This is a genomic window from Negativibacillus massiliensis, assembly GCF_900148495.1.
In the GTDB taxonomy this organism is placed as follows: domain Bacteria; phylum Bacillota; class Clostridia; order Oscillospirales; family Ruminococcaceae; genus Negativibacillus; species Negativibacillus massiliensis.
Map to the genome: position 1 here is coordinate 191,503 of NZ_FTRU01000006.1, position 26,284 is coordinate 217,786.

At 45.6% G+C, this 26,284-nt stretch carries 26 protein-coding genes and 1 tRNA gene; 9 read left to right on the forward strand and 18 right to left on the reverse strand.

Going from position 1 to position 26,284, the window contains the following annotated elements; all coding sequences use genetic code 11:
- Positions 1-21: 21 nt before the first annotated feature.
- From pth to glmU, 4 genes are all read right to left on the reverse strand, one after another.
- Positions 22-645 (reverse strand): aminoacyl-tRNA hydrolase, encoded by a 624-nt coding sequence (gene pth, locus BQ5375_RS02380; RefSeq protein WP_076917375.1) that lies wholly within the window; start codon positions 643-645, stop codon positions 22-24.
- Positions 646-841: 196 nt separating this feature from the next.
- Entirely contained in the window at positions 842-991 is a 150-nt protein-coding gene (locus tag BQ5375_RS02390; protein WP_022131975.1) for a (2Fe-2S)-binding protein, read from the reverse strand.
- A 61-nt stretch (positions 992-1,052) separates the two neighbouring features.
- Positions 1,053-2,012 carry a ribose-phosphate pyrophosphokinase gene (locus BQ5375_RS02395; RefSeq protein WP_022131974.1) on the reverse strand — a complete coding sequence of 320 codons (960 nt, stop codon included), beginning with the start codon at positions 2,010-2,012 and terminating at the stop codon, positions 1,053-1,055.
- 170 nt (positions 2,013-2,182) lie between these two features.
- Positions 2,183-3,595, reverse strand: coding sequence for a bifunctional UDP-N-acetylglucosamine diphosphorylase/glucosamine-1-phosphate N-acetyltransferase GlmU (glmU, locus tag BQ5375_RS02400; RefSeq protein WP_235849967.1), 1,413 nt, complete (start codon positions 3,593-3,595; stop codon positions 2,183-2,185).
- Positions 3,596-4,025: 430 nt separating this feature from the next.
- Between glmU and ppdK the strand changes: the two genes are divergently transcribed.
- The gene (gene ppdK, locus BQ5375_RS02405) at positions 4,026-6,656 is read left to right on the forward strand and encodes a pyruvate, phosphate dikinase (protein ID WP_143529414.1); all 2,631 of its coding nucleotides are present in this window, start codon (positions 4,026-4,028) and stop codon (positions 6,654-6,656) included.
- A 112-nt stretch (positions 6,657-6,768) separates the two neighbouring features.
- Here the strand turns inward: ppdK and BQ5375_RS02410 are convergent, their stop codons facing one another.
- From BQ5375_RS02410 to BQ5375_RS02420, 3 genes are all read right to left on the reverse strand, one after another.
- Positions 6,769-7,833, reverse strand: coding sequence for an FUSC family protein (locus tag BQ5375_RS02410; RefSeq protein WP_022131971.1), 1,065 nt, complete (start codon positions 7,831-7,833; stop codon positions 6,769-6,771).
- On the reverse strand, positions 7,820-8,266 hold the full coding sequence (locus tag BQ5375_RS02415; RefSeq protein ID WP_022131970.1) for a MarR family winged helix-turn-helix transcriptional regulator: 447 nt from the start codon (positions 8,264-8,266) through the stop codon (positions 7,820-7,822). Before BQ5375_RS02415 ends, BQ5375_RS02410 begins: the two co-directional genes overlap by 14 nt.
- Before the next feature lie 198 nt (positions 8,267-8,464).
- Positions 8,465-8,665, reverse strand: coding sequence for a hypothetical protein (locus BQ5375_RS02420; protein WP_022131969.1), 201 nt, complete (start codon positions 8,663-8,665; stop codon positions 8,465-8,467).
- A 92-nt stretch (positions 8,666-8,757) separates the two neighbouring features.
- Here BQ5375_RS02420 and BQ5375_RS02425 point away from each other — a divergent pair, with 92 nt between their 5' ends.
- Both BQ5375_RS02425 and BQ5375_RS02430 read left to right on the forward strand, forming a co-directional pair.
- Positions 8,758-8,970 (forward strand): helix-turn-helix domain-containing protein, encoded by a 213-nt coding sequence (locus BQ5375_RS02425; protein ID WP_022131968.1) that lies wholly within the window; start codon positions 8,758-8,760, stop codon positions 8,968-8,970.
- Between the two features lie 79 nt (positions 8,971-9,049).
- Complete coding sequence (locus BQ5375_RS02430; protein ID WP_076917348.1) at positions 9,050-9,262, forward strand: helix-turn-helix domain-containing protein; 213 nt, start codon at positions 9,050-9,052, stop codon at positions 9,260-9,262.
- A 480-nt stretch (positions 9,263-9,742) separates the two neighbouring features.
- On the opposite strand, the gene cimA is transcribed toward BQ5375_RS02430, so the two are convergent.
- The 6 genes from cimA to BQ5375_RS02465 form a co-directional block, all read right to left on the reverse strand.
- Positions 9,743-11,323: a citramalate synthase gene (cimA, locus tag BQ5375_RS02440; RefSeq protein ID WP_022133218.1), complete on the reverse strand. Its 1,581-nt coding sequence runs from the start codon at positions 11,321-11,323 to the stop codon at positions 9,743-9,745.
- A 174-nt stretch (positions 11,324-11,497) separates the two neighbouring features.
- Entirely contained in the window at positions 11,498-12,202 is a 705-nt protein-coding gene (locus tag BQ5375_RS02445; RefSeq protein ID WP_076917376.1) for an ABC transporter ATP-binding protein, read from the reverse strand.
- A gap of 80 nt (positions 12,203-12,282) precedes the next feature.
- Entirely contained in the window at positions 12,283-13,050 is a 768-nt protein-coding gene (locus tag BQ5375_RS02450; RefSeq protein ID WP_022133216.1) for an ABC transporter ATP-binding protein, read from the reverse strand.
- A complete protein-coding gene (locus tag BQ5375_RS02455) occupies positions 13,050-14,093 on the reverse strand; it encodes a branched-chain amino acid ABC transporter permease (RefSeq protein WP_022133215.1) in 1,044 nt (347 codons plus the stop codon). The genes BQ5375_RS02450 and BQ5375_RS02455 overlap by 1 nt, the downstream gene beginning before the upstream one ends.
- Before the next feature lie 27 nt (positions 14,094-14,120).
- Positions 14,121-15,008, reverse strand: coding sequence for a branched-chain amino acid ABC transporter permease (locus BQ5375_RS02460; protein WP_022133214.1), 888 nt, complete (start codon positions 15,006-15,008; stop codon positions 14,121-14,123).
- A gap of 168 nt (positions 15,009-15,176) precedes the next feature.
- A complete protein-coding gene (locus tag BQ5375_RS02465) occupies positions 15,177-16,406 on the reverse strand; it encodes an ABC transporter substrate-binding protein (protein WP_022133213.1) in 1,230 nt (409 codons plus the stop codon).
- Positions 16,407-16,878: 472 nt separating this feature from the next.
- Here BQ5375_RS02465 and BQ5375_RS02470 point away from each other — a divergent pair.
- The 4 genes from BQ5375_RS02470 (at position 16,879) to BQ5375_RS02485 (ending at position 20,246) form a co-directional block, all read left to right on the forward strand.
- A tRNA-Ser gene (locus BQ5375_RS02470) sits at positions 16,879-16,969 on the forward strand.
- Between the two features lie 117 nt (positions 16,970-17,086).
- Positions 17,087-17,272: a YlcI/YnfO family protein gene (locus BQ5375_RS02475; RefSeq protein ID WP_022133212.1), complete on the forward strand. Its 186-nt coding sequence runs from the start codon at positions 17,087-17,089 to the stop codon at positions 17,270-17,272.
- Positions 17,273-17,574: 302 nt separating this feature from the next.
- On the forward strand, positions 17,575-18,723 hold the full coding sequence (locus tag BQ5375_RS02480; RefSeq protein ID WP_022133211.1) for an MFS transporter: 1,149 nt from the start codon (positions 17,575-17,577) through the stop codon (positions 18,721-18,723).
- 191 nt (positions 18,724-18,914) lie between these two features.
- Positions 18,915-20,246, forward strand: a complete 1,332-nt coding sequence (locus tag BQ5375_RS02485) for a uracil-xanthine permease family protein (protein ID WP_022133210.1) — start codon at positions 18,915-18,917, stop codon at positions 20,244-20,246.
- 53 nt (positions 20,247-20,299) lie between these two features.
- On the opposite strand, the gene BQ5375_RS02490 is transcribed toward BQ5375_RS02485, so the two are convergent.
- Both BQ5375_RS02490 and BQ5375_RS02495 read right to left on the reverse strand, forming a co-directional pair.
- On the reverse strand, positions 20,300-21,619 hold the full coding sequence (locus BQ5375_RS02490) for an alpha-L-fucosidase (protein WP_022133209.1): 1,320 nt from the start codon (positions 21,617-21,619) through the stop codon (positions 20,300-20,302).
- Between the two features lie 21 nt (positions 21,620-21,640).
- Complete coding sequence (locus BQ5375_RS02495) at positions 21,641-22,306, reverse strand: metallophosphoesterase (protein ID WP_022133208.1); 666 nt, start codon at positions 22,304-22,306, stop codon at positions 21,641-21,643.
- Positions 22,307-22,511: 205 nt separating this feature from the next.
- On the opposite strand from BQ5375_RS02495, the gene BQ5375_RS02500 reads away from it, so the two are divergent.
- Together BQ5375_RS02500 and BQ5375_RS02505 are read left to right on the forward strand one after the other, a co-directional pair.
- The gene (locus BQ5375_RS02500) at positions 22,512-24,065 is read left to right on the forward strand and encodes a D-alanyl-D-alanine carboxypeptidase family protein (protein ID WP_022133207.1); all 1,554 of its coding nucleotides are present in this window, start codon (positions 22,512-22,514) and stop codon (positions 24,063-24,065) included.
- 27 nt (positions 24,066-24,092) lie between these two features.
- Positions 24,093-24,452, forward strand: a complete 360-nt coding sequence (locus BQ5375_RS02505; protein WP_076917350.1) for a DUF1667 domain-containing protein — start codon at positions 24,093-24,095, stop codon at positions 24,450-24,452.
- A 48-nt stretch (positions 24,453-24,500) separates the two neighbouring features.
- On the opposite strand, the gene BQ5375_RS14310 is transcribed toward BQ5375_RS02505, so the two are convergent.
- From BQ5375_RS14310 to BQ5375_RS02515, 3 genes are all read right to left on the reverse strand, one after another.
- Positions 24,501-24,638, reverse strand: a complete 138-nt coding sequence (locus BQ5375_RS14310) for a hypothetical protein (RefSeq protein WP_159438015.1) — start codon at positions 24,636-24,638, stop codon at positions 24,501-24,503.
- Positions 24,639-24,660: 22 nt separating this feature from the next.
- Positions 24,661-25,140: a hypothetical protein gene (locus BQ5375_RS02510; protein ID WP_076917351.1), complete on the reverse strand. Its 480-nt coding sequence runs from the start codon at positions 25,138-25,140 to the stop codon at positions 24,661-24,663.
- 96 nt (positions 25,141-25,236) lie between these two features.
- Complete coding sequence (locus BQ5375_RS02515; protein ID WP_022133203.1) at positions 25,237-26,196, reverse strand: D-2-hydroxyacid dehydrogenase; 960 nt, start codon at positions 26,194-26,196, stop codon at positions 25,237-25,239.
- Positions 26,197-26,284: the final 88 nt, after the last annotated feature.

Sequence of the window (26,284 nt, forward strand, 5' to 3'; positions counted from 1 at the left end):
CTTCGTTTTCTTAAAATAAAACTAGTTAAACAGATTCATTGCGCGGTCGATATTGCCCTTGACAATCTCTTTGACCGCTTCAAAGCTGTTGTCCAGAACCGGAGAAAGATTTTTCATATCCTCATCCGAAAAATGTCCCAGAACCCATGCTGCCAGATCGTAATCTGGGTGCGGCTTCTTGCCAACACCGATCTTGATGCGCGGATACTGATCGCTTCCGGTCAGATAGATAATGCTCTTGATTCCGTTGTGGCCGCCGTCGCTTCCTTTTCTGCGGATGCGCATTTTGCCAACATCCAGCGAAATATCGTCAAATATTACAATGATATGCTCCGGACCAATTTTATAAAACTGGCTTGCTTCCCGAACTGCTTCACCGGAATTGTTCATATAGGTCGACGGCTTCATCAGCATGACCTTTTTTCCCTCAATTTCGCACATTCCGTACAGGGATTTGAATTTGAGCTGATCAACTTTGCATCCTGTCTTCTGTGCAATGCGGTCGATTGCCATAAATCCGGCATTGTGGCGGGTTGTATCGTATTTTGGCTCTGGATTTCCCAGACCTACCACCAGAAATTCCGGTGTTCCGGTCACTGACGGCTTTGTGTTGAGTGTTTTTAACTTTTCAAAAATATCGTACATTTTGTCCATCTTTTTTACCTCTCACTTACAGGGTCGGCAACAGGGCAGGACAACCACAGACCTCCATATCGATAGAAGCCTGTGGTCAGCCTGCCCGCACTTTTATTATTCTCAAAAATCTTAACCATTTTCCAAATGGCTACTTTGCAGGTTTTGGAAGATGTTTCCTCAGCACCCGCAAAATATCCGGTGTGCATCAGGTTCCCTTTGGATTTTTGTTTGCACAGTCACAGTGGGTCATTGCGCCGGTCATCCGCTGAATATCGCGGATGGTTCTGGCCCCCTGTCCGATTGCCCGAACAATATCTTCCTCGGTCACCTTGTCACAGTAACAGATATATTCCATCCAAACTCCTCACCAGAAAAAAGGGCAGGTAAACTTACCTGCCCTTGTCTTCTTGTCAAAATTAAACAAACAGCGGGGAAACCGGTTTGTCCTGATAGATTCTTTCGATTGCCTCTGCAAATACAGGAGCAACTGGAAGCTGAGTGATCTTTGTGCTGTTGCAGTTTTCCGGCAGCGGAATGGTATCGAGCAGAACAACCTCTTTGAGTGCGCTCTTTTCGATTCTTTCCAGAGCTGGACCGGACAGTACGCCATGAGTAGCACAAGCGATAACTTCTTTTGCACCGCCAACTTCAACCAGAGCGTTTGCAGCGTTGCACAGAGTACCTGCTGTGTCGATCATATCGTCAACGATGATGACCTTTCTGTCACGAACATCACCGATGATGTTCATAACTTCGCAGACGTTTGCTTTTGGTCTTCTCTTGTCGATGATTGCCAGCGGAACATCGCAGCGTTCAGCAAATTTTCTTGCTCTTGTTACAGAACCAAGGTCTGGAGAAACAACGGTGTAGATCGACTGCTCGTCACCGATCTTTTCGATGAAGTGTGGGATCATGATCGGCACACCCAGCAGATGATCAACCGGAATATCAAAGAAGCCCTGGATCTGTGCTGCATGCAGGTCCATGGTCAGCACGCGGTCTGCGCCAGCTGCGGTAATGAGGTCTGCAACCAGTTTTGCAGAGATCGGGTCTCTGGCTTTTGCTTTTCTGTCCTGTCTTGCATAACCGAAGTATGGCATTACTGCGGTAACACGACCAGCAGAAGCGCGTTTGAAAGCATCGATCATGATCAGCAGTTCCATCAGGTTATCGTTTACTGGTGTGCAGGTGGACTGTACAACGAATACGTCCGAACCACGAACAGACTCCTGAATCGATACAGCGATCTCGCCGTCAGAGAATGTTTTTACTTCGCTCTTGCCTACTGGCAGACCCAAACAAGCTGCGATTTCTGCTGCAACTTTTGGATTGGAATTAGCAGTGAAGATTTTAATATCCTTACCATGCAAATTCATTTCTTTTTTGACTCCCCTTACTTTTTCTCGGCAGATTTTTCTCCGCCCACCTTGAATTCCTCTTTAGTCCCTCTAAAGAATATCCGGCTGATGCCGTTAAACAGTCCGTAAAACACGTTCGTTTCCAGACTGTATGATACAAATTGATTTACTCCATTCTGAGGTTCTCTCTATTTGGAGTTTTTGGCCTTGAGTGCAAGCTCTTTTTCACGATAGCCTGCTACCCAGCCCTGTTTGTTTGTCTGTCTTGCACGGGCAATCGCAAGTTCTTCTTCCTGTACATCATCTGTGATGGTGGAACCTGCTGCGATATAAGCGCCCTTGCCGACATGAACCGGCGATACAAGATTGGTATTGCAGCCGATGAATGCATTATCTTCCACTGTGCTGCGGAATTTGCGGTAACCATTATAATTTACCGTTACCACGCCACATCCAACATTGATATGCGAACCAAAATCGGAGTCTCCGATGTAGGTCAGATGTGCTACGCTGGTCTTTTCTCCCAATGTAGAATTTTTAATCTCCACAAAGTTTCCGATCTTGACTGAATCTGCCAGAACGCTGTTCGGACGCAGATGGCTGTTCGGTCCGATTCGAACACCGTTTCCTACCTTGGATTTTTCGATGAAGGAGGAATGAATCTGGCATCCATTTCCGATCTGGCTGTTTTCGATGATAGTGTTTGGTCCGATCACACAGTCTTCCCCAATCTCAACATGACCAATCAGCTGGGTACCTGGTGCGATTGTGGTATCTCTTCCAATGGTAACGTCCGGAGAAATTACGATTCCATCCGTACAATAAAAGTTTACACCATCTTCCAAAAGTCTGTCAACCACAATTTTGTTCGCGATTTCATTTAATTTTAACAAACCAGCCCGATCGTTTGCTCCCAGCACCAGATTTGGGTCGTCACAGAGGCAGGCAATCACCTTTTCTCCCTGAGAGAACGCCACTTTTACTGTATCTGGCAGATAGTATTCATGCTGGCTGTTATTGCAGTCAATTTTGGTCAGTGCATCCTGCAAAAACTTTGCAGAGAACCAGTACGCACCGGAATTTACCTCTTTGATTGCTCTTTGCTCTTCGGTTGCATCCTTTTCTTCGACAATGGCAGTGACAACCTTATCATCCTCTGTGCTGCGAACCAGTCTTCCATAACCGGTTGGATGGTCAAGTTTTGCTGTAATCACTGTTATTTTTGCATTTTCGGTCCGATGCTGATCAAGCGACTCTCGAAGCACTCTGTCATTGACAAACGGCGCGTCTGCATTGAGCACCACAATATCGCTGTCGATATTTTCCTGAATAAATTCTTTTGCCATCATAACGGCATGGCCGGTACCTTTGCGTTCAGACTGTAAAACTGTAACACAGCCTTCTGGCAGAACTGCCTCAATCTCCTGGGCACCTTCCCCCACTACAACGCATATTTTTTCTATTCCCGCTTTGCGGCACCAGTCGGTGACCCAGCAAATCATCGGTTTAAACAGTACTTCACACATTGCTTTTGGATGTTTCGATTTCATTCTGGTTCCCTGGCCTGCTGCCAGAATGATCGCACAGGTTTGTGTTGTCACGATATTCACTCCATTCTTTCTCATAGCTTTGTGTACTCTGACATATATTATAAAATCCGCTTTGTAAAAATTCAAGGTTCCCGATCATTTCCGATAGGTTAGATAAAGCAAAATAAAAATAATATGCTGATTTTATTTAATCTGTTTAATTTTTGGTTAAAATTATCATTTTTTCCAATCTTATTTGTCCTCCACATGAAATGATCACAATGCAATGCTCGATTTTCATGAATTTTTCCGGTAATTTTTTTATGAAAAACTTATAAAAAAGTATGGTATTGTTGAGTTTTATTTGATATAATATGTACCATCAGGGGATGGAAATAAAATTTTCGAGGATTTTTCATCTTTTTGCACAGTTTTGGAAGCAAATACATATTCCATCCTTGCCTGTGCTAAATTGATCCTCTTTCCCTTTAAGGAGGTTATTATTATGAAAAAGTTTGTCTATGCCTTTTCGGAAGGCAATGCAAAAATGCGTGAACTGCTCGGCGGTAAAGGCGCAAACCTCGCTGAGATGACCGTTCTTGGTCTTCCTGTTCCACAGGGATTCACCATCACCACCGAAGCCTGCACACAGTACTATGAAGATGACCGTCAGGTAAGCCCTGAAATCGAAGCAGAAATTTTTGAGCATCTTGCAAAACTGGAAGAACTCACCGGCAAAAAATTCGGTGATCCAAGCAATCCTCTTCTGGTTTCTGTCCGTTCCGGCGCAAGAGCTTCCATGCCAGGTATGATGGATACCATCCTGAACCTCGGCTTAAACGATCAGGTTGTAGAAGGTTTTGCTAAACTGACCAACAATGAGCGTTTTGCTTACGACTCCTATCGCCGCTTCATCCAGATGTTCTCCGACGTTGTTATGGAAGTTCCAAAACATCAGTTTGAGGTTATCATCGACCAGATGAAAGAAGCAAAAGGCGTTACTCTTGACACCGAGCTTGACGCAGATGACCTGAAAGAAATGGTTGTCCGCTTTAAAGCATACTATAAAGAACAGAAAAACGAAGATTTCCCACAGCAGCCAAGAGAACAGCTGATGGAAGCTGTAAAAGCAGTATTCCGTTCCTGGGATAACCCACGTGCAATCTACTACAGAAGAATGAACGATATCCCATCCTCCTGGGGCACTGCTGTTAACGTACAGACCATGGTATTCGGCAACACCGGCAACACTTCCGGTACCGGCGTAGCATTTACCCGTGACCCTGCAACCGGTGAAAACCGTCTGTTTGGTGAGTTCCTTGTCAACGCACAGGGCGAAGACGTTGTTGCTGGTGTTCGTACTCCACAGCACATCGATGAACTCAAAGACATCATGCCTGACGTATACAATCAGTTCTGCGATGTTGCTCATCGTCTGGAGCAGCATTACCGCGACATGCAGGATATGGAGTTCACCATCGAAAATGGCAAACTCTTCATGCTGCAGACCAGAAATGGTAAACGTACCGCTCACGCTGCAATCAAAATTGCCTGCGATCTGGTAGACGAAGGCATGATCACACCACAGGAAGCTGTATGCATGGTTGAGCCAAAACAGCTTGACTCTCTGCTGCATCCACAGTTTGACCAGAAAGCACTGAAAGCTGCAAAAGAAATCGGTGTTGGTCTGGCTGCTTCCCCAGGTGCTGCTTGCGGCAAGGTTGTATTTACCGCTGAAGAAGCTACTGAAGAAGGCAAGAAAGGCGAAGCTGTTATCCTGGTTCGTCTGGAAACCTCTCCTGAAGATATTGAAGGTATGAACCATGCAAAAGGCATCCTGACCGTTCGCGGCGGTATGACCTCTCATGCAGCAGTTGTTGCACGTGGTATGGGCACCTGCTGTGTATCCGGCTGCGGCGATATCGTAATGCACGAAGAAGAAGGTTACTTTGAACTGGGCGGAAGAAAGATCTCCCGCGGCGAATACATCTCTCTGGATGGTTCCACCGGTAAGATCTACGGCGAAGCAATCCCAACTGTTGCAGCTTCCGTTTCCGGTGACTTTGGCCGTCTGATGGCTTGGGCTGACGAAGCAAGACAGCTGAAAGTTTACACCAACGCTGATACACCAAAAGATGCTGTTCAGGCTCTCTCGTTTGGTGCAGAAGGTATCGGTCTGTGCCGTACCGAACATATGTTCTTTGAAGGCGTCCGCATCAAAGCAGTTCGTGAAATGATCCTTTCCAAGACAGAGGAACAGCGCCGTGTCGCTCTGGCTAAACTGCTTCCAATGCAGCAGGGTGACTTCGAGGCAATCTACGAAGCAATGCAGGGTCATCCGGTAACCATCCGTTTCCTGGACCCACCGCTTCATGAGTTTGTTCCTCACACCGAAGCTGAGATCAAAGAACTTTCTGAAGAGATGAACATTTCCGTAGAGGAAATCCACAACGTTATCGCTTCTCTGCATGAATTTAACCCTATGATGGGTCATCGTGGCTGCCGTCTGGCTGTTTCTTACCCAGAAATTGCTGAGATGCAGACACAGGCTGTTATCAACGCAGCAATCAATGTTTCCCGCAAACATCCAGAATGGAAGATCGTTCCTGAAATCATGATCCCACTGGTTGGCGAAGTAAAAGAGCTTGCATACGTAAAATCGGTTGTTACCAAGACAGCTGATGAACTGATTGCTCAGTCCGGTATGGAACTGCACTACAAGGTAGGTACCATGATCGAGATTCCTCGTGCTGCTGTTACTGCTGACGAGATTGCAAAAGAAGCTGAATTCTTCTCCTTCGGTACAAACGACCTGACCCAGATGACCTTTGGTTTCAGCCGTGATGATGCTGGTAAGTTCCTCAACTACTACTACGACAAGAAGATTTACGAATTCGATCCATTTGCAAAACTCGACCAGGCTGGCGTTGGTAAACTGGTAGAGATGGCATGCAAACTGGGCAGACAGACCCGTCCTGACATCAAACTGGGTATCTGCGGCGAACACGGTGGTGATCCATCCTCCGTTGAATTCTGCCACAAAGTTGGTCTGACCTACGTTTCCTGCTCTCCATTCCGCGTTCCGATCGCACGTCTTGCTGCTGCACAGGCTGCAATCAAATATCCTCGCTAAGTAAAATTTACCCTTCGGGGTTATTGGAGACACAAAAAGCTCCCCGCACATTCCTTTCTGGAAATGTGCGGGGAGCTTTATTATTATAATATTTTGATTTAAACTTTTCCCTCTACTCCTCTATCGAGCGTGACAAAAACCTGACTGCTGCCACTCGGTGGAAAAGTGCTGCAAAAATCAGTCCGAACGTTACACCTAAGACAGTATCTACAACACGCAGAATGACTGCTCCATGAATTCCGTAAATTCCAGCGCCCAGCATCAGTGCGCCAAAGCAGTTCATCGCTGTTTTATACCGGTAGTCCGTACAAAATCCCAGACACAGTCCTCCTAACGGTCCCATCAACGCGTGCAGGGATTCTGGCAAGATCAAATAAAGGACAAAAAATGCAAGAGAACCCGCGATTGCTCCGACAATTCTCTGCCAGAAACGGGTGAACACCTTTCCCGAATATGGGTATTCTGACAGCAGTGATGCGCAGGCAAATCCCATCCACATAAAGCGCTCTACACCAAAGACCTGCCCGGCTGTCATTACCAGACTTACTCCAAGTGCCATGCGCAGCTGCCACAGATGGATGGGTGTGGACAGATCAAATTTCCGTACAACGTGGTGAAAACGAGTCGCCGTATGCTGATCCCGATGTTTTGCAAATAAAATCACTCCACAGATCAGATATCCTACCAGAGCCAGAAAGATGCGGCGGACCAGTGCTTCTCCTGTGACAGGATTTCCTGTCAGGTAGATGTAAGCAAAACTATACAGGCCGCCGTTTCCCATCTCTGGCCGCTGCGTCGTCATATAAAGCAGAGCAAAAAAGGCTGCAAAGTGCAGCGGAATCAAAAAAACTTCTGGAATTACTGCCGCTGCGCTTGGCGCCAGCACCAAAATCGCCAGCACTGCCAGCAGGGTCACGAGCGAATCTTTGACACAGTACTCGAAATTAACAAAACGAATCCCCAAAATCATACAGAACAATACAACACCCATTGGGGTATTGTCGGCGCCAAACACGCTAGATAACAGGCTGATAAAGATAATGGCAGCAGCCACAATCAGCACAGAACGTACCGACATGGCAAACCAATAATATGCTTTTTCCTTTTTCTCATCACAAGCAGCAATTTTTCGTTTCAGTATTGCCGGGTCCAGCTGTAACGCATCATAAAACTTCATTGTCACGAGTGTTTCCCTGTCCTTTCTCAATCTGTGCGGCAAGTTTATCTGCATAATGCATGAATGCCTCAAAATCGTCACCAGAACTGCGCCAAAGATCATAAAATGGCTGCAGGATACTTTCGTATCCTTTTCTTAATTCACTAAGTCCGGTTTCTGTGATAAACAGTTGATAGCTCCGTTCATCTGTTTCCTGACGCTGTTTGGAGATACATCCCTTTTCATAAAGAGATTTCAGGCAGCGGCTCACCGCCTCTTTCCTCATGCCGCTTTCTATACTGAGCAAAACCGGTGTATTTTGCTCTGGACGCAAATACAAATGGGCCAAAAGTTCACATTCACTTGCGGTCAATACCGATTTATGCACAGGAAGCAGAAACCGTATAATTTTCTGCATCTGCTGCTGATAGTGCACCATATCTGTCCACTCCATAGATATCCCCCCTATATAGTTAACTTTGTTAAGTATATCGTTTGAACTACTATTTGTCAACCGTTATTAAGGTGATATCGCACTTATTACACGAGCAGATTCGGGTTACAGTCAAAGCAAGCATTACACAAAAAGGGGACTCCGTAAAATACGGAGTCCCCTTTTTCATTTATGGATACTGAAAATGAATTTCAATTTTTAAACTGCTTTTTTCAAATCCTGGTTATCTTGTTTGGGAGAAATTTGGGTTTGAGCATTTTCAGAAATAAAAAGTTCCTCGCATTCCTCCATTGCGTCGTGGAGCAGTTTTTCGGCATCCATAACAGCGCGGACCATACGCAGATACATTTGTTTATAGCGAAGGAGGTCCTGCTGGGTATCGACAGTATTTTCGCACATTTTCCATCACCTCAAAAATATTTTAGGCCAAAATAGCATATTTGTCAATATACGCAATACGTATAAAATACAATATTCTCGAGGTGAGAAGATTGTATCAACGTATTAGAGATCTGCGTGAAGATTTAGATTTATCGCAAACTCAAATGGCTGCTTTACTTGGTGTATCTCAAACAACCTATTCTCGATATGAAAGAGGCGCCTATGATGTTCCAACTGATATTTTAATCAAACTTGCCAAAATTCACAAAACCAGCGTAGATTATCTCCTTGGGTTAACTGATAACCCTAAGCCCCATAAATAACGATACCTTTTATCCGAAAATTGCATAATATTTAAATCATTTTCTCTTTATGATTTATAATCGTTTTGAGGTGAGAAATTTGTTTCATCGTATCCGTGACCTAAGAGAAGATCATGACTTGACACAAGAATATATTGCAAACATCCTTTGTATAAAACAAGCTACTTATTCCCGCTATGAAAGCGGAGCAATCAATATTCCGGTCGACATTCTGATACAGCTTGCCCAGTTTTATCAAACCAGTGTTGATTATCTACTTGGATTGACAAATAGCCCAAAACCAATTCGATAAAAAGACCTCTCAATTACTTGAGAGGTCTTTTTTGTTTCATCAAACCTGTTTGTTTTTGTGGAGCTACGCGCTCCACACCGCGGGTACTTTTATTTCACGATAAAAGTACCCAAAAACGTGTCTAAGGGGACACCCCTTAGATATCCCTGGGGGCTGTGCCCCCGCAGTAACCGCAGAGCGGTCACGCGCCCCCCTTCTATCACGGGAGTTTTTTACAAGAGGGGGAGGCTTTGCCGCTTTGCGGCAACCCCGGGGGATACTTCCCCCCGAGGAGATATCAAAGAGGACACTTCCTCTTTGATACGCTTTTGGTTTCTTTTCTCGTAAAAGAAAAGGAACCGCGGGCGTGGGGTGCGTAACCCCACATAATGAGCCTGCACCTGGCTTTGCATTTTTCTACTAAGAAATTCTAGCTTCCACACATAATATCCGTTAAGAAGCGTCCTCCCCTTTTGGCAGAACAATCCCCCATCCTCATCTTTAAACAGATGTGTGAATCAGCTTGTACTCGATCGATGCAATCAGTGCAATCAAGCTCGCCTCAATAATGTCCACCGATACCCCCACCGTCGTCCAGGATTCCTTGCCGTCGGTCGTTTCAATTAAAACCCTTACCTTCGATGCGGTGCGGTTGCTGCTGTCCAAAACTCGTACCTTGTAATCGGTCAGGTGTACCGTCCGTAAAACCGGATAGAACCGCTCTAGCGCTTTTCGTAAAGCACAGTCTAAGGCGTTGACTGGACCGTTTCCTTCCGCTGCATTCATCTCTGCCTGACCGCCTACGACAACCTTGACCATCGCCGCAGCAGAAGCCGTCTCCTCTCCTGCCTGCTGCTCTCCGATCGTCTTAAACTTTTCCACACGGAAAAATGGTCGGTATTGTCCTAACTGCTTGCGGATCAGCATTTCCAGCGTCGCGTCGGCTCCTTCAAACTGGTAGCCCTGATGCTCCATTTCCTTAACCTGATTGATAATGCGGGTAGTCACCTCGTCCTCCCGTCGGACGCTCGCATCTACCTTCTGGATGCGCTCGATCAGGGTACTTCTTCCCGCTACCTCGGACATCAGGAAACGTCGGGAGTTTCCCACACTTTCCGGGTTGATATGTTCAAAAGATGCCGGTGCCTTGTTCACCCCATCAATGTGCATGCCGCCTTTGTGGGCAAATGCGCTCTTTCCAACATAAGGCATGTTCTTGTGCAGGCGGACATTGGAAATTTCCGATACTACCCGACAGGTCTGCATCAGCTTGTGCAGATTTTCCGGTGGAATGCACTGATAATTCCGCTTCAGCTGCAAATTCGCGATGATTGCCGAAAGATTTGCATTGCCGCAGCGTTCTCCAAAACCGATCAGCGTTCCCTGCACCATCTGTGCACCTGCCAGCACCGCCATCACACTGCTGGCAACCGCCATTCCGCCGTCATCATGAGTATGGATGCCAACCGGAACCCGAAGCTGCGGAAGTACCTGTGCTACAATGCGGCTGACTTCATCTGGAAATGCACCGCCGTTTGTCTCACATAAACAGATATAGTCCGCGCCGCCTTTCTGTGCTGCAAGCAGCGTCTGCATCGCATAGTCCGGGTTGCGCTTGTATCCGTCAAAAAAGTGCTCTGCATCAAAGATAACTTCCTTGCCGTGCGCTTTTAAAAAAGCAACTGTTTCTTCGATCATCCGCAGGTTTTCTTCTAAGGTTGTGTGGATGATATCTGTAACATGAAAATCCCAGCTCTTGCCGAAGATGCTCACCGCCTTGGTGTTTGCGGAAAGCAACGCCTGCAGGTTAATATCATCTTCCACCTTTTCCTCTTTGCGGCGGGTGCTTCCAAATGCCACCAATTTTGCATGGTGGAGTGTCAGCTGACCCACCCGTTCAAAAAATTCCAGATCCTTTGGATTGGAACCCGGATTTCCTGCCTCAATATAATCGATGCCCAGTTGATCCAACGTCTGCACGATATTGAGCTTATCCTGCACTGAAAACGAGATTTCCTCCCCTTGCGCACCATCCCGCAGTGTAGAATCAAAAATCCAGATTTTTTTTGCCTGTTGTTCCATAATCTGCCGCACCTCTTTTGCAAATGCTCTTTGTTTCCCACCTTATTTTTTGTTATGATAGCAAAGACTAACTGCCCTGTCAAGATTTTTATGGCATCCCCGTTTTCCGCACAAAACTTCTATATAAGCGTACCGCCGCAGTATTTTGATACTGCGGCGGTACAAAGGTGAGAGTTATGCGCCAAGATACGCTTTTCTAACATTATCGTTTTCAAGCATATCGGAGGCTTTGCCCTGCAAAACGATCTTGCCCGTTTCCAGGACATAGGCGTGATGTGCGATAGAGAGTGCCATTTTGGCGTTCTGCTCAACCAGGAGGATGGTCATTCCCTCCTGGTTGAGCTGTTTGATAATCTCGAAGATTTCCTTTACCAGCAGCGGAGAAAGACCCATCGAAGGCTCATCCATCAGCATGATTTTCGGCTTCGACATAATTGCGCGTCCGATTGCCAGCATCTGCTGTTCTCCTCCCGAGAGTGTGCCCGCTGCCTGTTTATAACGTTCTTTCAGTCTTGGGAACTGTGCGTAAACCTTTTCCATTTCCTTATTGACATGGGACTTATCCTTAAGCCAGAACGCTCCCATTTCCAAGTTTTCCGCTACCGTCATCTGGGAAAAGATATGGCGGCCTTCCGGCACATGCGCCATTCCCATGGTGATGATTTTGTGCGGTTCGGTAGCCATCAGATCCTTACCGTCCAGAAAAATGCGACCGGATGTCGCCTTTTTAATCCCGGTAATGGTGTGCAGGGTTGTTGTTTTTCCCGCACCGTTTGCACCAATCAGCGAGACAATTTCTCCTTCATTTACTGTAAGGCTGATATCCCGAATTGCATGAATGGAACCATAATGCACATTCAGTTCCTGGACATCCAGCATCTTTCCCATTATTACCCGTCCTTTCGTGTATCCTGTGCGGATACGTTGTGCAGGGAACCATCCCTGCATGATGCGCAGATTTATGCGCCCAAGTATGCGCCGATTACCTTTTCGTTGTTGGCGATTTCATATGGTGTGCCCTTTGCAATGATCTGACCATAGTCAATTACGATCAGTCTCTCGCAGATGCTCATAACAAGGCTCATATCGTGCTCGATGAGCAGGATCGAAATGTTGAAGTTTTTGCGGATGGTGGAGATGGTGTCCATCAGTTCCGCGGTCTCGGTTGGATTCATGCCCGCTGCCGGCTCGTCCAGCAGCAGCAGTTTTGGATTGGTCGCAAGAGCCCTTGCAATTTCCAGTTTGCGCTGCTGACCATAAGGCAGGTTCTGCGCAAGAGAATCTGCTTTGTCTTCCATGTGAAAAACTGCCAGCAATTCGCGCGCTTTGCGGTCGATCTCGGCCTCTTCTTTCCAGTAGGATGGAGTGCGGAAGATGGATTTAAGCACCGAATAGCTCATGCCCTGATTGAACGCAACCTTGACATTATCCAGCACCGAAAGTTCTTTAAACAGACGGATATTCTGGAAGGTTCTTGCAATTCCTTCCTTTACCATCTGGTTTGGCTTTTTCTTTGCCATAGATTTTCCGTTTAAATAGATGACTCCTTCGGTCGGCTGGTAAACACCAGTCAGAAGGTTAAAGATGGTGGTCTTGCCCGCACCGTTTGGACCAATCAATCCAACCAGCTCATTTTGACCAATCTGAATATCAAAATCGGATACCGCCTTGAGTCCTCCAAAGCTGATTCCGAGATGTTCCGCTTTTAAAACAGGAGTGTCTGTCATTATTTTACGCTCCCTTCTGCTGCAGTTTCCTTACTGCGCTTCTTTCCTTTTCCAAGGATTTTATCAATGCATCCCATCAGGGAAAATTCATATCGTCCAAACAATCCGGATGGCTTAAAGATCATAACAACAATCAGTGCGATGGAATAAGCGAGCATGCGGTAATCGGAGAAACTGCGCAGCGCTTCCGGCAGAATGGTCAGAGCAATTGCTGCCACAATCGAACCAGTCATTGAACCCATACCGCCCAGAACAACGATAACGATGATCTCAATAGAGCGGCTAAAGTTAAAGCTCTTTGCACCCAGAATACGGAGATAATGTGCATAGATACCGCCGGCAATACCTGCGAAAAATGCTGCAACACTGAATGCCATTACTTTATAATAGGTATTCGGGATTCCCACTGCTTCCGAAGCGATATCATCCTCGCGGATTGCCATGATCGCCCGTCCATGACGGGAACGAACCAGCATATACAAAATGACGATGGATAAAATCGTAATCCAGTAGCACATTCCAAAGTATTTGGTGGAATAGCCTGGGATGGAGCGCAGGCCCTGTGCACCGCCGGTGATCTCAAGATTTTCCATGATAACACGGATGATCTCACCAAAGCCAAGGGTGATAATCGCAAGATAGTCTCCCTTTAAGCGCAAAGCCGGAATACCAACCAGGATACCGAACAAAGCTGCCAGAATACCGCCAGCAAGCAGTGCCACGCCAAAGATCAGCTGAGGCGGCAGCGACTGTAAAAAGCTTCCATCCGGCAGATCTTTCACTGCCTTGGTGATGATGGCGCTGGTATATGCGCCAATCGACATGAAACCTGCATGTCCCAGTGCAATCTGTCCCAAAAATCCGGTGGTCAGGTTTAACGATACCGCCAGAATGATATTGACAAATACTAACATGATAATGCCCTGGATATATTTATCGATTACCTTGGCTTCGATCATGCCGGACAGTGCGACAAAGATCAAAACGGTACAGAACGCATTGAGGATATATGCTTTCCAGGGAACTTTTACTGTATCTTTCATTTTTGTAACGACCCCTTTGTTCGACTGTTATACTTTCTCTCCGACATTCTTGCCAAAAATACCTGCCGGTTTAATCAGGAGTACCAAAATCAAAATTCCAAATACTACTGCATCTGCAAGCTGCGAGGAGATGTAAGCTTTGGTCAGGCTCTCGATCAGTCCGATTGCAAAACCTCCCAGCATAGCGCCCGGAATAATTCCGATTCCGCCCAGAACTGCTGCAATGAAGGCTTTGAGGCCCAGCATCGAACCCATGTAAGGGTCAACCATTGGGTAAGCGGTACAGTACATAACCGCTGCAATAGCAGCAAGTCCTGAACCGACTGCAAAGGTCAGCGAAATAGTATGGTTTACATTAACACCCATCAGGGTAGCTGCTTGCGCATCTTCAGATACGGCACGCATTGCACGTCCCATTTTTGTCTTTTTAACAAAGAGCTGTAAAGCAATCATCGAAACAGCGGACAATACGATTGTTACCAGTGTAACACCGCTGATCTGGATTGGTCCGACATTGACCGCTGGAATATTGACGGTATTCGGATAAGGTTTTGGCGACGAGGTAAACAGGATTAAAAACAGGTTCTGCAAGAACAGGCTCACGCCAATCGCTGTAATAAGTACCGAAAGTTTTGGTGAATTTCTCAGCGGTTTATATGCGATTTTTTCGGTTAGTACGCCAAGCAATGCACATCCTGCCACTGCAATAACCGCAGCAAGCCAGACCGGCATTCCTGCACCTGTCATGGCAAACAGGGAAATGTATGCACCCACCATGATAAAGTCGCCATGTGCAAAGTTTAACAGCTTTACGATGCCATATACCATCGTGTATCCTAATGCCACCAGAGCGTAGATGCTGCCCACCTGAACGCCGTTGATGACCTGTTTGAGAAACATAACAACCTGTTCCATTGTTCCTCCTACCTTCCATTTTCTATCTTTGATATTCCCTTGTGTGATATTCCCTAATACGATATTCCCATCTCAGAATGTACAAATAGGGCAGAACCCAGTTGCTCCGCCCTATTTGTGTGTTTTAAGGGAATATCTAGAAAAACTTATTATCGAAAAAATGAATCTTTATTCTGCTGCCAGTTTGGTTTCGAGTGTAACGGCTCCGTCTTCCAATTTCAGGATTGCTACATCTTTAATTGGGTCACCGTTTTCATCAAAGGTAATGTGTCCGGTTACACCGTCATATTCCAGTTCCTGCATTGCTGCTACAACTGCTTCTGGATCGGTGCTTCCTGCTTTTTCGGTTGCTTCATCCAGGATGCATACTGCATCGTAACCGAGAGCGGAGAATGCGGTTGGATCTTCTCCATAGGTTTCCTTGTATTCTTTTACAAAGTTTGCTACCTTTTCATCGGTATCGTTGATGAAGAAGTGGTTGCAGAAATAGCAGTTGTTTACAACAGATTTATTTGCATCGTCCAGTACGTTGAGTACGCCGTCCCAGCCGTCTGCACCAAGCATAACGCCGTCATAGCCGATTTCTCTTGCCTGAGTTGCGATCAGCGCTACGTTGTTATAGTAGTCTGGAACCATGATTGCATCTGGATTGAGTGCCTGAATCTTGGTCAGCTGTGTCTTGAAGTCGTTATCATCAGCACCGTAACCTTCGTTTGCTACGATTTCAATTCCTTTTTCTTCTGCTGTTTCCACAAATGCATTTGCAATACCGGTGGAATAGTCATCAGAAGTATTGTACATAACTGCTACCTTTGTTGCACCCAGGTTTTCTGCTGCGAAGGTTGCCATTGCTTTGCCCTGGAATGGGTCGGTATAGCATGCACGGAAAATATTTTCACCATTTGGAGTGATGTCCGGTGTTGTACCGGTTGGTGTGATAACCGGGATACCATCGCCATCTGCATATTCTTCAGCAGCGATCTCTGCAACAGCCATAGCTGGTTTGGAGGTAACGTCACCGATAATTGCCGAAACTTCCTGGCTTCTCAGAGCGTTGTAAGCATTGGTTGCCTCAGCGATATCTGCTTTCTCATCCATTACTTCCAGTTCCAGAGTTTTACCCAGAACGCCGCCGTTTTCATTAATATCTTCTGCACCCATCTTGATGCCGTTGGAAGTGGAAATACCGTAAACCGATGCATCACCGGTCAGTGGTGCCAGAACACCGTATGTAACGGTTTCACCGGAAGTTTCTTCAGAAGCTTCCTCAGAAGATTCTACAGAAGCTGTAGTGGAATTTTCACTTTCCTCTGTTTCCCCGCTGCCATTTCCAGAGCAGCCGCTGAATGTGGATACCATCATTGCAGCCATCAAAATAACTGCTAACATCTTTTTCATGTTTTTGTCCTCCCAGATTTTTTTACCAAATTAAGTGATATCACTAAAATTATTTTCACAGTGTATTGCTTAACAACTGTAATGCGCTAAAGTGTTTGGTATGGGCTTTATTATAAGTCTTCGTCCTTTAAAATGCAATAGTATGATTGCACTAAGATTTTAACTTGTGAAAGTGATTTTTTGAACTTTATTCACAATTTATTCTTTTTTCTGTTGTTTTTTCAAAAGAACTTACTTCTTTTTTACCGGATTTTGAAGATAGAAAAACAAAGCAATTGTTTTAAATAGAACGCTTTGAAAAACAAATTCTACCGTTTTATTTTGAGTGCAGTGTAGTCTTTTGATGGAATCTTTTTTGGGAAAAGTCTTGAAAGTGAGACGAAAATCTGTTATACTGTATAGGCTTCATTGAAAGCGGCGGCAGCATATGAACCGTCTTGTATATCGGAATTTCCGAACAACAATAAGATATGGAGACGTATCGAAGTGGTCGTAACGAGAACGACTCGAAATCGTTTTGTCTAGAGATAGGCACGTGGGTTCGAATCCCACCGTCTCCGCCAGCAGGTTGAACCTGCACACAACTACGCACTCACAAATGTGAGTGCGTTTTTTCTTTACACAACAATGATATCTGATAAATAAGTGAAAATCAGTAGATTAACTGCGAGGTGTATCTCATGTCTTTTAAAATTCCCTCTATTCCTCCTACTACAAACAAGACCATTCGATTTCCAAATGATCTGATCGAGCGGGTGGAGTCCCTGATTCAGGGAAAAGACTGTACCTTTTCAGCTTTTGTCGTCGCTGCAGTGCGTGCCGCTGTGGAGGAAGTGGAAGAAGAACAAAACAAATCATCCCGCTGATACTTTTTTATGTTGCATTTGACGCACATACTTCATTTTCAGCTTTTAAAATGTTGCATTTGACGCACATACTTCATTTTCAGCTTTTAAAATGTTGCATTTGACGCACATCCTTCATTTCAAAAAGTTTTTCTATTGCAAAGCAAAAAAACAGGGAGTATAATAAATTTATCTATTTTAACAGAAAGCTGGTATTCCTGATGCAAAACCGTCTGCATTAATCGTTTGATATTCCTGACATCGCTGTGCATCCTGCACGGCTTATTTGTGATATCAAATTTAAATGTAGGACGGTTTTTCTTATGATAAAAAAGAATATTGTTTTAATGCTCCTGTTGGGATTTTTACAGGCAATGGTGTTTTATGCCCCGATTGCGACCCTGTACCGGCAGGCGCAGGGAATTACCCTTTCTCAAATCACCATCATCGAAAGCATCTGCCTCGCTTTGTGTCTGCTGCTGGAACTTCCTTGGGGTATTGTGGCGGACAAAATCGGCTACAAACACACCATGATCTTTTGCAGCCTGCTTTATTTTATTTCCAAGATCATCTTCTGGCAGGCACACAGCTTTGAGATGTTTTTATTGGAACGCATCCTGCTTGCCGTTGTCATTTCCGGTTTATCCGGTGTGGATAACAGTATTCTTTACCTTTCCTGTGCAGAAGGTCAAAGCCAGCGGATTTTTGGTATCAGCGAGGCTCTGCAAACTCTGGGACTTAGCCTCTCTGCGTTGATCTATTCTGTCTTTATCAAAGACAATTACCCGCTTGCCAGCTTCCTGACCGTTGTAAGCTACGGGCTTGCCGCACTGCTTCCTTTCTTTCTGGATGAAGTGTCCGAAACAAAGTCAAAACAGAAGTCCTTTCCTATTCGGGATTTTCTTCATCTGTTAAAGCAGACTCTCTCGAAACCCAGCCTGCTTCTCCTGTTGGTGGCCATTGCCTTTTTTAATGAAACTCACCAAACCATCACCACTTTTCTCAGCCAGCCCAAATACCTTTCCTGCGGAATTTCTCTTTCTGTCATCGGTTATTTGTATATCCTGCTTTCTCTGCTTGGGTTGTTCAGTGCCTTTTCAGAAAAGATTTCAAAGCACTTAGGGATTTCCCGTTTTGCAAAATCCTGCTTTCTGATTGCGATATCTGCCTGTGGTGTGCTGGCAGTGTCCGGGCAGGCTATTCCCGTGGTAATCAGTATTTTTTCTCTGCGGATGGTGTTCAGTCTGTTTTCTCCGCTCCAGGCTGAACTGCAAAACAAACAGGTATCCTCTGCATATCGTGCAACCGAACTGAGCATCTATGCACTGATTATGGACTGTGTCGGCATCGCAACCAACCTCTCGTTTGGCTGGCTTGCTGACCAGAATCTTTCCCTTGCCTTCTGGTTTGGATTTTTTCTGTGTCTGTTCGGTGTTTTTGCTTTTTGCAGATGGTATCATACCGCAAAATAAAAAAGTATCTTGCACTAAAATAAAAATCCGTCGAATTTGTTTCGACGGATTTTTTGTTGTTTTATGCTTATCCTAAATTAAGATTCTGTTAAAAATTATCAGAAACACCAATTGTCCTTGTCCAAAGAATCTGATACAATAGGTACGGCTTATTTTGGCATATATTGATGTGTTTTTAGGAGGTTTTATCGATGAGCAACGACAAAAAAATTAAAATCGGTGAAGTCGGCATCTACGATGCTCGCCAGCTCGGAATTCCCCGTATGCTGATATTGGGCATCCAGCACACTTTTGCGATGTTCGGCGCCACCGTTCTGGTTCCAATTCTGACTGGTCTTGATGTCTCTACCACTCTGCTGATGGCTGGTCTGGGTACCCTTTTGTTCCATCTGATCACCAAAGGAAAGGTTCCTGCTTTTCTGGGCTCTTCTTTCGCTTTTCTGGGTGGATATTCCGCGGTAGCTCCTCGTCTTGCTGACGGTGCTGCCAATACAGAGATGCTTCCGTATGCCTGCGGCGGTGTTCTGGTTGCCGGATTTGTTTATGTGGTGATGTCCGCTTTGATTTCTGTCTTTGGCATCCGCCGTATCATGCGCTTCTTCCCGCCAGTTGTAACCGGCCCAATCATTATCTCGATCGGTCTGATTCTGGCTCCTTCCGCTATCACAAATGCAAGTGAAAACTGGCTGCTTGCCTTTATCGCGCTGGCTGTCATTGTCATCTGCAACATCTGGGGCAAGGGCATGATCAAAATTGTTCCAATTCTGATTGGTATTGTAGTGTCCTATATCGTTGCCATCTTTATGGGCGAGGTAAACTTTGAAGCAATCTCTTCCTCTCAGGTTTTTGCTATGGCACCTTTGAGCCTGCCAAAATTCAGCTTCAGTGCTGTTGTCACCATCATGCCGATTGCTCTGGCTACCATGATGGAACATATCGGTGATATGGCTGCTATCAGCGCAACCACCGGCAAAAACTACCTCAACGACCCAGGTCTGCATCGCACCCTGCTCGGTGATGGTCTTGCTACCAGCCTTTCTGCTCTGGGCGGCGGTCCTGCAAACACCACCTACGGTGAAAACACCGGTGTTCTCGCTCTGACCAAGGTATATGATCCTCGCGTTATGAGAATCGCTGCACTGGTTGCAATCATCCTTTCCTTCTTCCCAAAATTTGGCGCTGCAATCGAGACCGTTCCATCGGCTATCATCGGCGGCGTTTCCTTCATGCTGTATGGTATGATTTCTGCAATCGGTATCCGCAATGTTGTAGAGAACAAGGTTGACTTTACACAGAGCCGAAACCTCATCATTGCTGCTGTCATCTTGGTAAGCGCACTGGGCTTTAACTCGATCGGTGGCATCACCTTCCAGGTTGGTTCCTTCACAATCAATCTTTCCGGTCTTGCAATCGCTGCAATCGCTGGCATCGTATTAAATGCCATTATCCCGGGAAATGATTATCAGTTTGGCGGAGAACACACTCCAGACCACGAAGTAACCGTTTACGAAGAACACAAATAATCATAAAAGAAAAACAGCGGTCGTAAAAACGACCGCTGTTTTTTTATGTACTGTTATTTTAAGAACACTTCGATAACCGGAACAAGGCAATTTGGTTTTACGTGAGGCAGGTAGAAGAATGCTGCTGTTTCATCATCTTCCTGTTTGTCGTCACTCAAAAGTTCAACCTTACCTTCGGTGAATTTAACCTCACTGCCATCATGCAGGAACTGTGCATATTCGATCTTGCCTGCCAATCCTTCCACCTTCATGTTATCGAATGGATAAGCAAACAGATGGATGTACAGGCGTTTGCCGTCTTCACTCTGGGTCAGGCGGCAATCGGTTGGAGTTTTGAACTCTGGTTCTGCCTTGGTACAGCCATAGATCGAACGGCTATTGTATTTCATCCAGTCAGCATATACCTTCAGTGCTTCTTCTGCGCGGCTGTCCAGATATCCACGTGCAGTTGGACCTACGTTCATAATCAGGTTACCGCCGTTTGCAACGGTGCTGATGAGCATGCGCAGCAGCATCTCAGGAGATTTCCAGGTATACTCATCGCGGTAATAACCCCAGGAACCGGAGAAGGTCTGGCATGCTTCCCAAGTAACCAGTTCGCCGGTCTTTGGATGACGGAACCAGTCGGTTGGCTGGAACTGCTCTGGTGTCCAGATATCCTGTTCGATCTCGGTTCGGTTATCAATGATGATTTCCGGCTGGATGCTTCTTGCCAGAGCAATCAGTTCCTCGGATTCCCAATCATTTTTGCCCTTGCCGCCTAACCAAGCTTTGTCGCCTTCGCCGTGACGCTGGCTGTAAGAGAAGTCAAACCACATGATGTCGATTTTGCCGTAGTTTGTCAGCAGCTCACGAACCTGATTGCGCATATATTCTGCATAGCGGTGCATGTCTCTGCCTTCGTTCTGCTGTTTTGCATCTGGATCATCGCGGCGTGGGTGGTTTACATCGATGGTGAAGTCCGGATGATGCCAGTCGATCAGGGAGTAATAGAAGCCAATGCGGATACCCTCTGCACGGAATGCATCAACAAACTCTCTGACAAGGTCTCTTCCTGCCGGAGTGTTGGTGCATTTGTAATCGGTGTACTGGCTGTCGAACATACAGAAGCCCTCATGATGCTTGGTTGTAAAAACAGCATATTTCATGCCGGCTGCCTTTGCCTGACGAGCCCATTCTTTTGCATCATACAAATCCGGATTAAAGTATTTAAAATAGAGGTCGTATTTTTCCTCCGGTGTGCGCTCACGGGTTTTTACCCACTCGTGGCGTGCCGGCATTGCGTACAGCCCCCAGTGAATGAACATTCCAAATCGGTCATGGGTAAACCATGCGGTATTTCCAGGTGTCTTTTTGGTTACATAACTGGACATACAAAGTCCTCCTCTTTTTTATTATTCGAAAGGTAAAACCTTTTCAAACAGAGCATAATATCTGGGCGGAATCACCTTATCCATGTGGTAGCATCCAAAGAACCATTTTTTAAACGAAACCTTTTCGGTAATCTCATCAAAAAAGTGGGTCATAATGTTGGTGTGTTCGCCGTCCATATCAATAAAATGCCGAACCGTTGAACTGCATTCATGGGTCACGATGCAGTCCACCTGATTGTCATACTTTGCAAGTTCTTCTCTTGCAAGCATCACTTCCTCAATGGTCGGCAGTTCCTGAGGCCACCAGGTACCATCCGCTGTCCGAAGATCCATCTCCGGACTTTCTCCGCCGCCAAACACAAACAGTCTCTTTCCTTCGATAGTAAACACACTGCCGCGTTCCAGCTTCAAAACAGACTTCGAGATTCTTCGAACCTTTCCGCCATTCCATTCCTCAAGCGGATACTGTGCGATCAAGTCAAGGTTATCATGTGTTCCTTCCAGAAACAAGACCTGATATTTCAATTTTTCTATTTTTTTGAGAATCGACTGTTCTTTTTTTGAACCGTCCCACAGAAAGCCGAAGTCTCCGCACACGATCAGGGTATCCCCTTTTTTGAGCTTTTTGAGCTCCTTACTTTTAAAGCGGTCATAATCCCCGTGCAGATCTCCCGTAAAATAGATCATACCTGTCCCTCCTGTCATACCTTTTTATATTACCGCATCTGTCCCTTGTTTTTCAAGCAGGAATATGAACATACAGTTAAACTTGGTGCTAAAATTTTCTTTTTCTGCCAAATGATTTTACAAATCTTTTTTTGTATATTATAATAAAAATGTATTCCATTTAATAAATTTTACATTTATAGATATCAGAAAGGAAGGTAAATCAATGAAAAAACTGATGGCGTTTTTGCTTTCCTGCACCATCATTGCCGGCGTTCTGGCACAAAGTGCACTTGCTGCCCCGCCGGATTTTCTCTCTGCAAATACCGAAATCACCCAAACCGATGAAACTGACTCTGATACTCAAACCGATCAGACCGCTTCTGAGGAAAATGGACAAACTTCTGCAGAGGAACAAAGCGGAGATTACGCAACCGGCTCCCAAAAGCTGGATATCTCTCAGGGAACGGTTCCCTTCATCGATGAGAGCGATCCTTTAATGAAGGATCTTGCAGTTTACATGGTGGAGCTCACCACCGACACCCTGATCCATTCCCGAAACGCCACCGAACGAAAATATCCAGCATCGCTTACCAAAATCATGACAGCAATCCTGACGCTGGAACATTTTGATGATCTGAGCGAGGAAATCACCTTTACTGCAGAGCTGCAAAACTATGTCTATGAAATCAACGTTTCCTACGGCGGCGGTATTTCTACCGGCGGTATCGTTCTGGGAGAAACACTTACCGTAGAACAGCTGCTCTATGCAATCATGCTTCCATCGGCAAATGAGGCTGCGGTTATGCTGGCAAACGAAATCGGCGGCGGCTCTTTGGAAACATTTGCGGATATGATGAATGAAAAGGCAAAGGAAATCGGCTGTCTGGACACTCACTTTGTCAATTCGAACGGTCTGTTTGATGAAAACCATTATTCGACCGCTTATGACATGTATCTGATCACCAAGTACGCGCTGCAATACGATACCTTCCGCGAGATCGTATCCACCCCAAGCTATGATACCGGCCCGACCAACAAGCAGGATAACCTGCACTGGGACAACACCAACAAGATGATTGTGGAAGGTTCCGGTTTCTATTACCCACAGATCACCGGTGTAAAAACCGGTACTCTGGAAGAAGCAGGACGCTGTCTGATCACCACTGCCGAAAAAGACGGCTATGAATACCTTCTGGTCATGATGGGTGCCCCTTATCTGGATGAAAATGGTGAATACATCTCTCCAAACCAGGCATTCGTTTTGACTGCACAGTTTTATGACTGGGTATTCGATACCTACAAAGCAAAAACTATTGTGGAAAAGGGAGACAAGGTCAGCAGCATCAATAATCTTCGCTTGGCAAAAGGCGGAAAAGACCACCTTCAGCTGGTAAGCGGACAAACCTTCTCCGCCTTGATTCCAAACAACATTGACGTTTCCAATGTTCGCCGCATCGCCTACAACCTGAACGGAGAAAGAATTGGAGAAAACGACTACGCTACCGCTCCTATCCAAAAGGGCGATGTCATGGGAGAACTAAAGCTGATTTTGTATGGCAGCGAGCTAGGCTCGGTCGACCTGATTGCCGCCGAAGACATTGAGGTCAGTCCGCTGCTTGCTGTACTTGACCAGATCAGCAGGATGTTCCAGAGTTTCTGGTTTAAATTCCTCTTCCTCTTCCTCCTGCTGTTTGTTGTCATCTTTATTATCTCGACCATCATCAAAAACAAACGCAAGAAAAAGTACCGCAGAGTAAACCGCAAACGTTATCTCTAGCATTTGACAAAAAGGAGCATCCCTATCATGGTACAGATGATCTGTCCTGTCTGCAAAAATAACTGCCATCTTGAAGTGGAGGAAATCGACGGTGTCATTACCGTTTCGGGCAACAAATGTGCCCGCGGTGACCTGCATGCCAGAGAGGAACTCAAGGGCGAACGCAAGATTGTGACCTATCACGCGTCCACCGTCTTTAAAGCTGTTCCTTCGGTTGATGTCAAAACAACCGGAACCGTTCCAAAAGAACTGGTCTTTCGTCTGATTCGCTTAATTAAAAAGCAGAAGATCGACCGTCCAATGAAGCGCGGTGAGGTGCTTCTGCATCAGCCGCTGGATCTTCCTGTCGATGTTGTCATCGACAGTGATAAACTGGAAAACCTATAAAAAAACAAACGAGCTTTCGATTTCTTATCGAAAGCTCGTTTTTCTTTTTCAAATCATTTTGTCTGTACAAACCTGCATGGTTTCCAAGCCATATTCAGGGCTTCGCTCTGCCTGTGTCTGGCAGCAAACCAGACACACCATCATCATTCCCGCAAGTAACAAAGAACCCAGCACATACCATTTCATTCTCCATCTTCCTCTGCTATGGTTAATCGATCTGCCCGCTTCGATTTCGTTTTTTCTCCTCTTTGATAAAAAAGAAAAACAGATAAGGTGCAAACAAAGCTGGTATGGACGAAATCCAGTAAATCCTTCCGCCAATCAAATGGGAAAGAAACTCGGTTATCACATTAAAAATCTCGGTTGGAAGCATAAGCCATAAAGAAACTGTACTGTATACCCCTGCATACTGGGTAATCTGTTCCAACAAAAGTACCGCGATGGAATAAAATACCAGCAGATTTGCAGATCGAATAAATTCCTTTTTGCTGTACTGTCTGCGCACCATTCTGCCAACCAAAAGAAACAGCAGTACACTCAGCAGCAGACGAATTCCAAACAATCCCAGCGAGGAAATTGGGGTTCCCATACGCAGCCAGATGCTGATTATTCCATTCATACAGACTCTCAGCGCCACACCTGCAAGCAGCATGGCCGCAGGGAATTTTAAAATCTGTTTGTTGATCATTTCTTTCCCTCCTTTTCTTTCTCTGATTATACCATACTTTCTTTTCTCAAAACAACTACAAAAATAAAAGCCATCTGTCTCCAGATGGCTTTATCTTTACAGGTTGATCACATTCTGTGGTTTGCCTTCTTTAAAGGCACGGATATTTTCTTCCACGATCTGCATGCAGCGGGTTCTTGCCTGAAGCGGAGCCCATGCAATATGCGGTGTTACCAGACAGCGGGAATTTTCAATCAGAGGTGAACCATGAACCGGTGGTTCTTCCTCCAGTACGTCGATAGCCGCATAGCCAAGCTTTCCGGTTGTCAGCGCATTTGCCAGATCCTGCGAGTTGATAATCTTTCCGCGGGAAGTATTGATTAAGATTGCAGATGGTTTCATCAAAGCAATCGTCTTTTTACAGATCATATTTTCGGTTTCTTCGGTCAATGGGCAGTGAAGCGAAACAATGTCCGAATTTGAAAGCAGTTCTTCCAGCGATACAAAATGGAGCTGCTCATCTTCCAGTTCCGGATGTGGATGCTTGCTGTAACAAAGAACCTTCATACCAAACGCTTTTGCTACTCTTGCAACACTCTGACCGATGCGTCCCATTCCCACAATACCCATGGTCTGGTTTGCAATTTCAAAGATCGGTGTCTTGCGGTAGGAAAAGTCAGGTGCTTTCTGCCATTCTCCCATCTTAACAGACTGAGCATGTTCATAGATGCGGTTGGTAATCGCAAACAGCATTGCAAATACATGCTGTGTTACCGACTCGGTTGCATAGGTTGGAACATTGCAGACAACGATTCCTTTTTCCTTTGCTGCCTCAAGGTCAATGGTATTATAACCGGTTGCAGTTACACAGATCAGTTTTAAGTTTGGACACGCCTCAATCGTTTCTCTGGAAATTGGGCATTTATTGACTACAACCACGTCCGCATCACCGATTCGGCTGATAATTCTTGCCTGTTCGGTACGGTCATAGACAACCAGGGTGCCCAGCTCTTTTATTCCTTTCCAACTCAGATCCCCGGGATTTAATGCAAATCCGTCCAGAACCAGAATTTTCATAGATAATTCCTCCCTCAACACTTTACAATTGTTCCCTTTCCACCCATTGTAGCACAATCATATATACTGCACAAGTGTCCCCCATAAA

Coding starts and splice junctions, on each gene's coding strand:
- BQ5375_RS14310 (WP_159438015.1), bottom strand. CDS start 24,638: ATGAAATGGTATGTGCTGGGTTCTTTGTTACTTGCGGGAATGATGATG.
- BQ5375_RS02510 (WP_076917351.1), bottom strand. CDS start 25,140: ATGATCAACAAACAGATTTTAAAATTCCCTGCGGCCATGCTGCTTGCA.
- BQ5375_RS02490 (WP_022133209.1), bottom strand. CDS start 21,619: ATGTCCAGTTATGTAACCAAAAAGACACCTGGAAATACCGCATGGTTT.
- BQ5375_RS02480 (WP_022133211.1), top strand. CDS start 17,575: ATGATAAAAAAGAATATTGTTTTAATGCTCCTGTTGGGATTTTTACAG.
- BQ5375_RS02485 (WP_022133210.1), top strand. CDS start 18,915: ATGAGCAACGACAAAAAAATTAAAATCGGTGAAGTCGGCATCTACGAT.
- BQ5375_RS02500 (WP_022133207.1), top strand. CDS start 22,512: ATGAAAAAACTGATGGCGTTTTTGCTTTCCTGCACCATCATTGCCGGC.
- BQ5375_RS02445 (WP_076917376.1), bottom strand. CDS start 12,202: ATGCTGGATGTCCAGGAACTGAATGTGCATTATGGTTCCATTCATGCA.
- BQ5375_RS02455 (WP_022133215.1), bottom strand. CDS start 14,093: ATGAAAGATACAGTAAAAGTTCCCTGGAAAGCATATATCCTCAATGCG.
- cimA (WP_022133218.1), bottom strand. CDS start 11,323: ATGGAACAACAGGCAAAAAAAATCTGGATTTTTGATTCTACACTGCGG.
- BQ5375_RS02450 (WP_022133216.1), bottom strand. CDS start 13,050: ATGACAGACACTCCTGTTTTAAAAGCGGAACATCTCGGAATCAGCTTT.
- BQ5375_RS02515 (WP_022133203.1), bottom strand. CDS start 26,196: ATGAAAATTCTGGTTCTGGACGGATTTGCATTAAATCCCGGGGATCTG.
- BQ5375_RS02495 (WP_022133208.1), bottom strand. CDS start 22,306: ATGATCTATTTTACGGGAGATCTGCACGGGGATTATGACCGCTTTAAA.
- BQ5375_RS02390 (WP_022131975.1), bottom strand. CDS start 991: ATGGAATATATCTGTTACTGTGACAAGGTGACCGAGGAAGATATTGTT.
- BQ5375_RS02475 (WP_022133212.1), top strand. CDS start 17,087: ATGTCTTTTAAAATTCCCTCTATTCCTCCTACTACAAACAAGACCATT.
- BQ5375_RS02410 (WP_022131971.1), bottom strand. CDS start 7,833: ATGAAGTTTTATGATGCGTTACAGCTGGACCCGGCAATACTGAAACGA.
- BQ5375_RS02505 (WP_076917350.1), top strand. CDS start 24,093: ATGGTACAGATGATCTGTCCTGTCTGCAAAAATAACTGCCATCTTGAA.
- BQ5375_RS02465 (WP_022133213.1), bottom strand. CDS start 16,406: ATGAAAAAGATGTTAGCAGTTATTTTGATGGCTGCAATGATGGTATCC.
- BQ5375_RS02460 (WP_022133214.1), bottom strand. CDS start 15,008: ATGGAACAGGTTGTTATGTTTCTCAAACAGGTCATCAACGGCGTTCAG.
- BQ5375_RS02395 (WP_022131974.1), bottom strand. CDS start 2,012: ATGAATTTGCATGGTAAGGATATTAAAATCTTCACTGCTAATTCCAAT.
- pth (WP_076917375.1), bottom strand. CDS start 645: ATGTACGATATTTTTGAAAAGTTAAAAACACTCAACACAAAGCCGTCA.
- BQ5375_RS02420 (WP_022131969.1), bottom strand. CDS start 8,665: ATGTGCGAAAATACTGTCGATACCCAGCAGGACCTCCTTCGCTATAAA.
- BQ5375_RS02415 (WP_022131970.1), bottom strand. CDS start 8,266: ATGGAGTGGACAGATATGGTGCACTATCAGCAGCAGATGCAGAAAATT.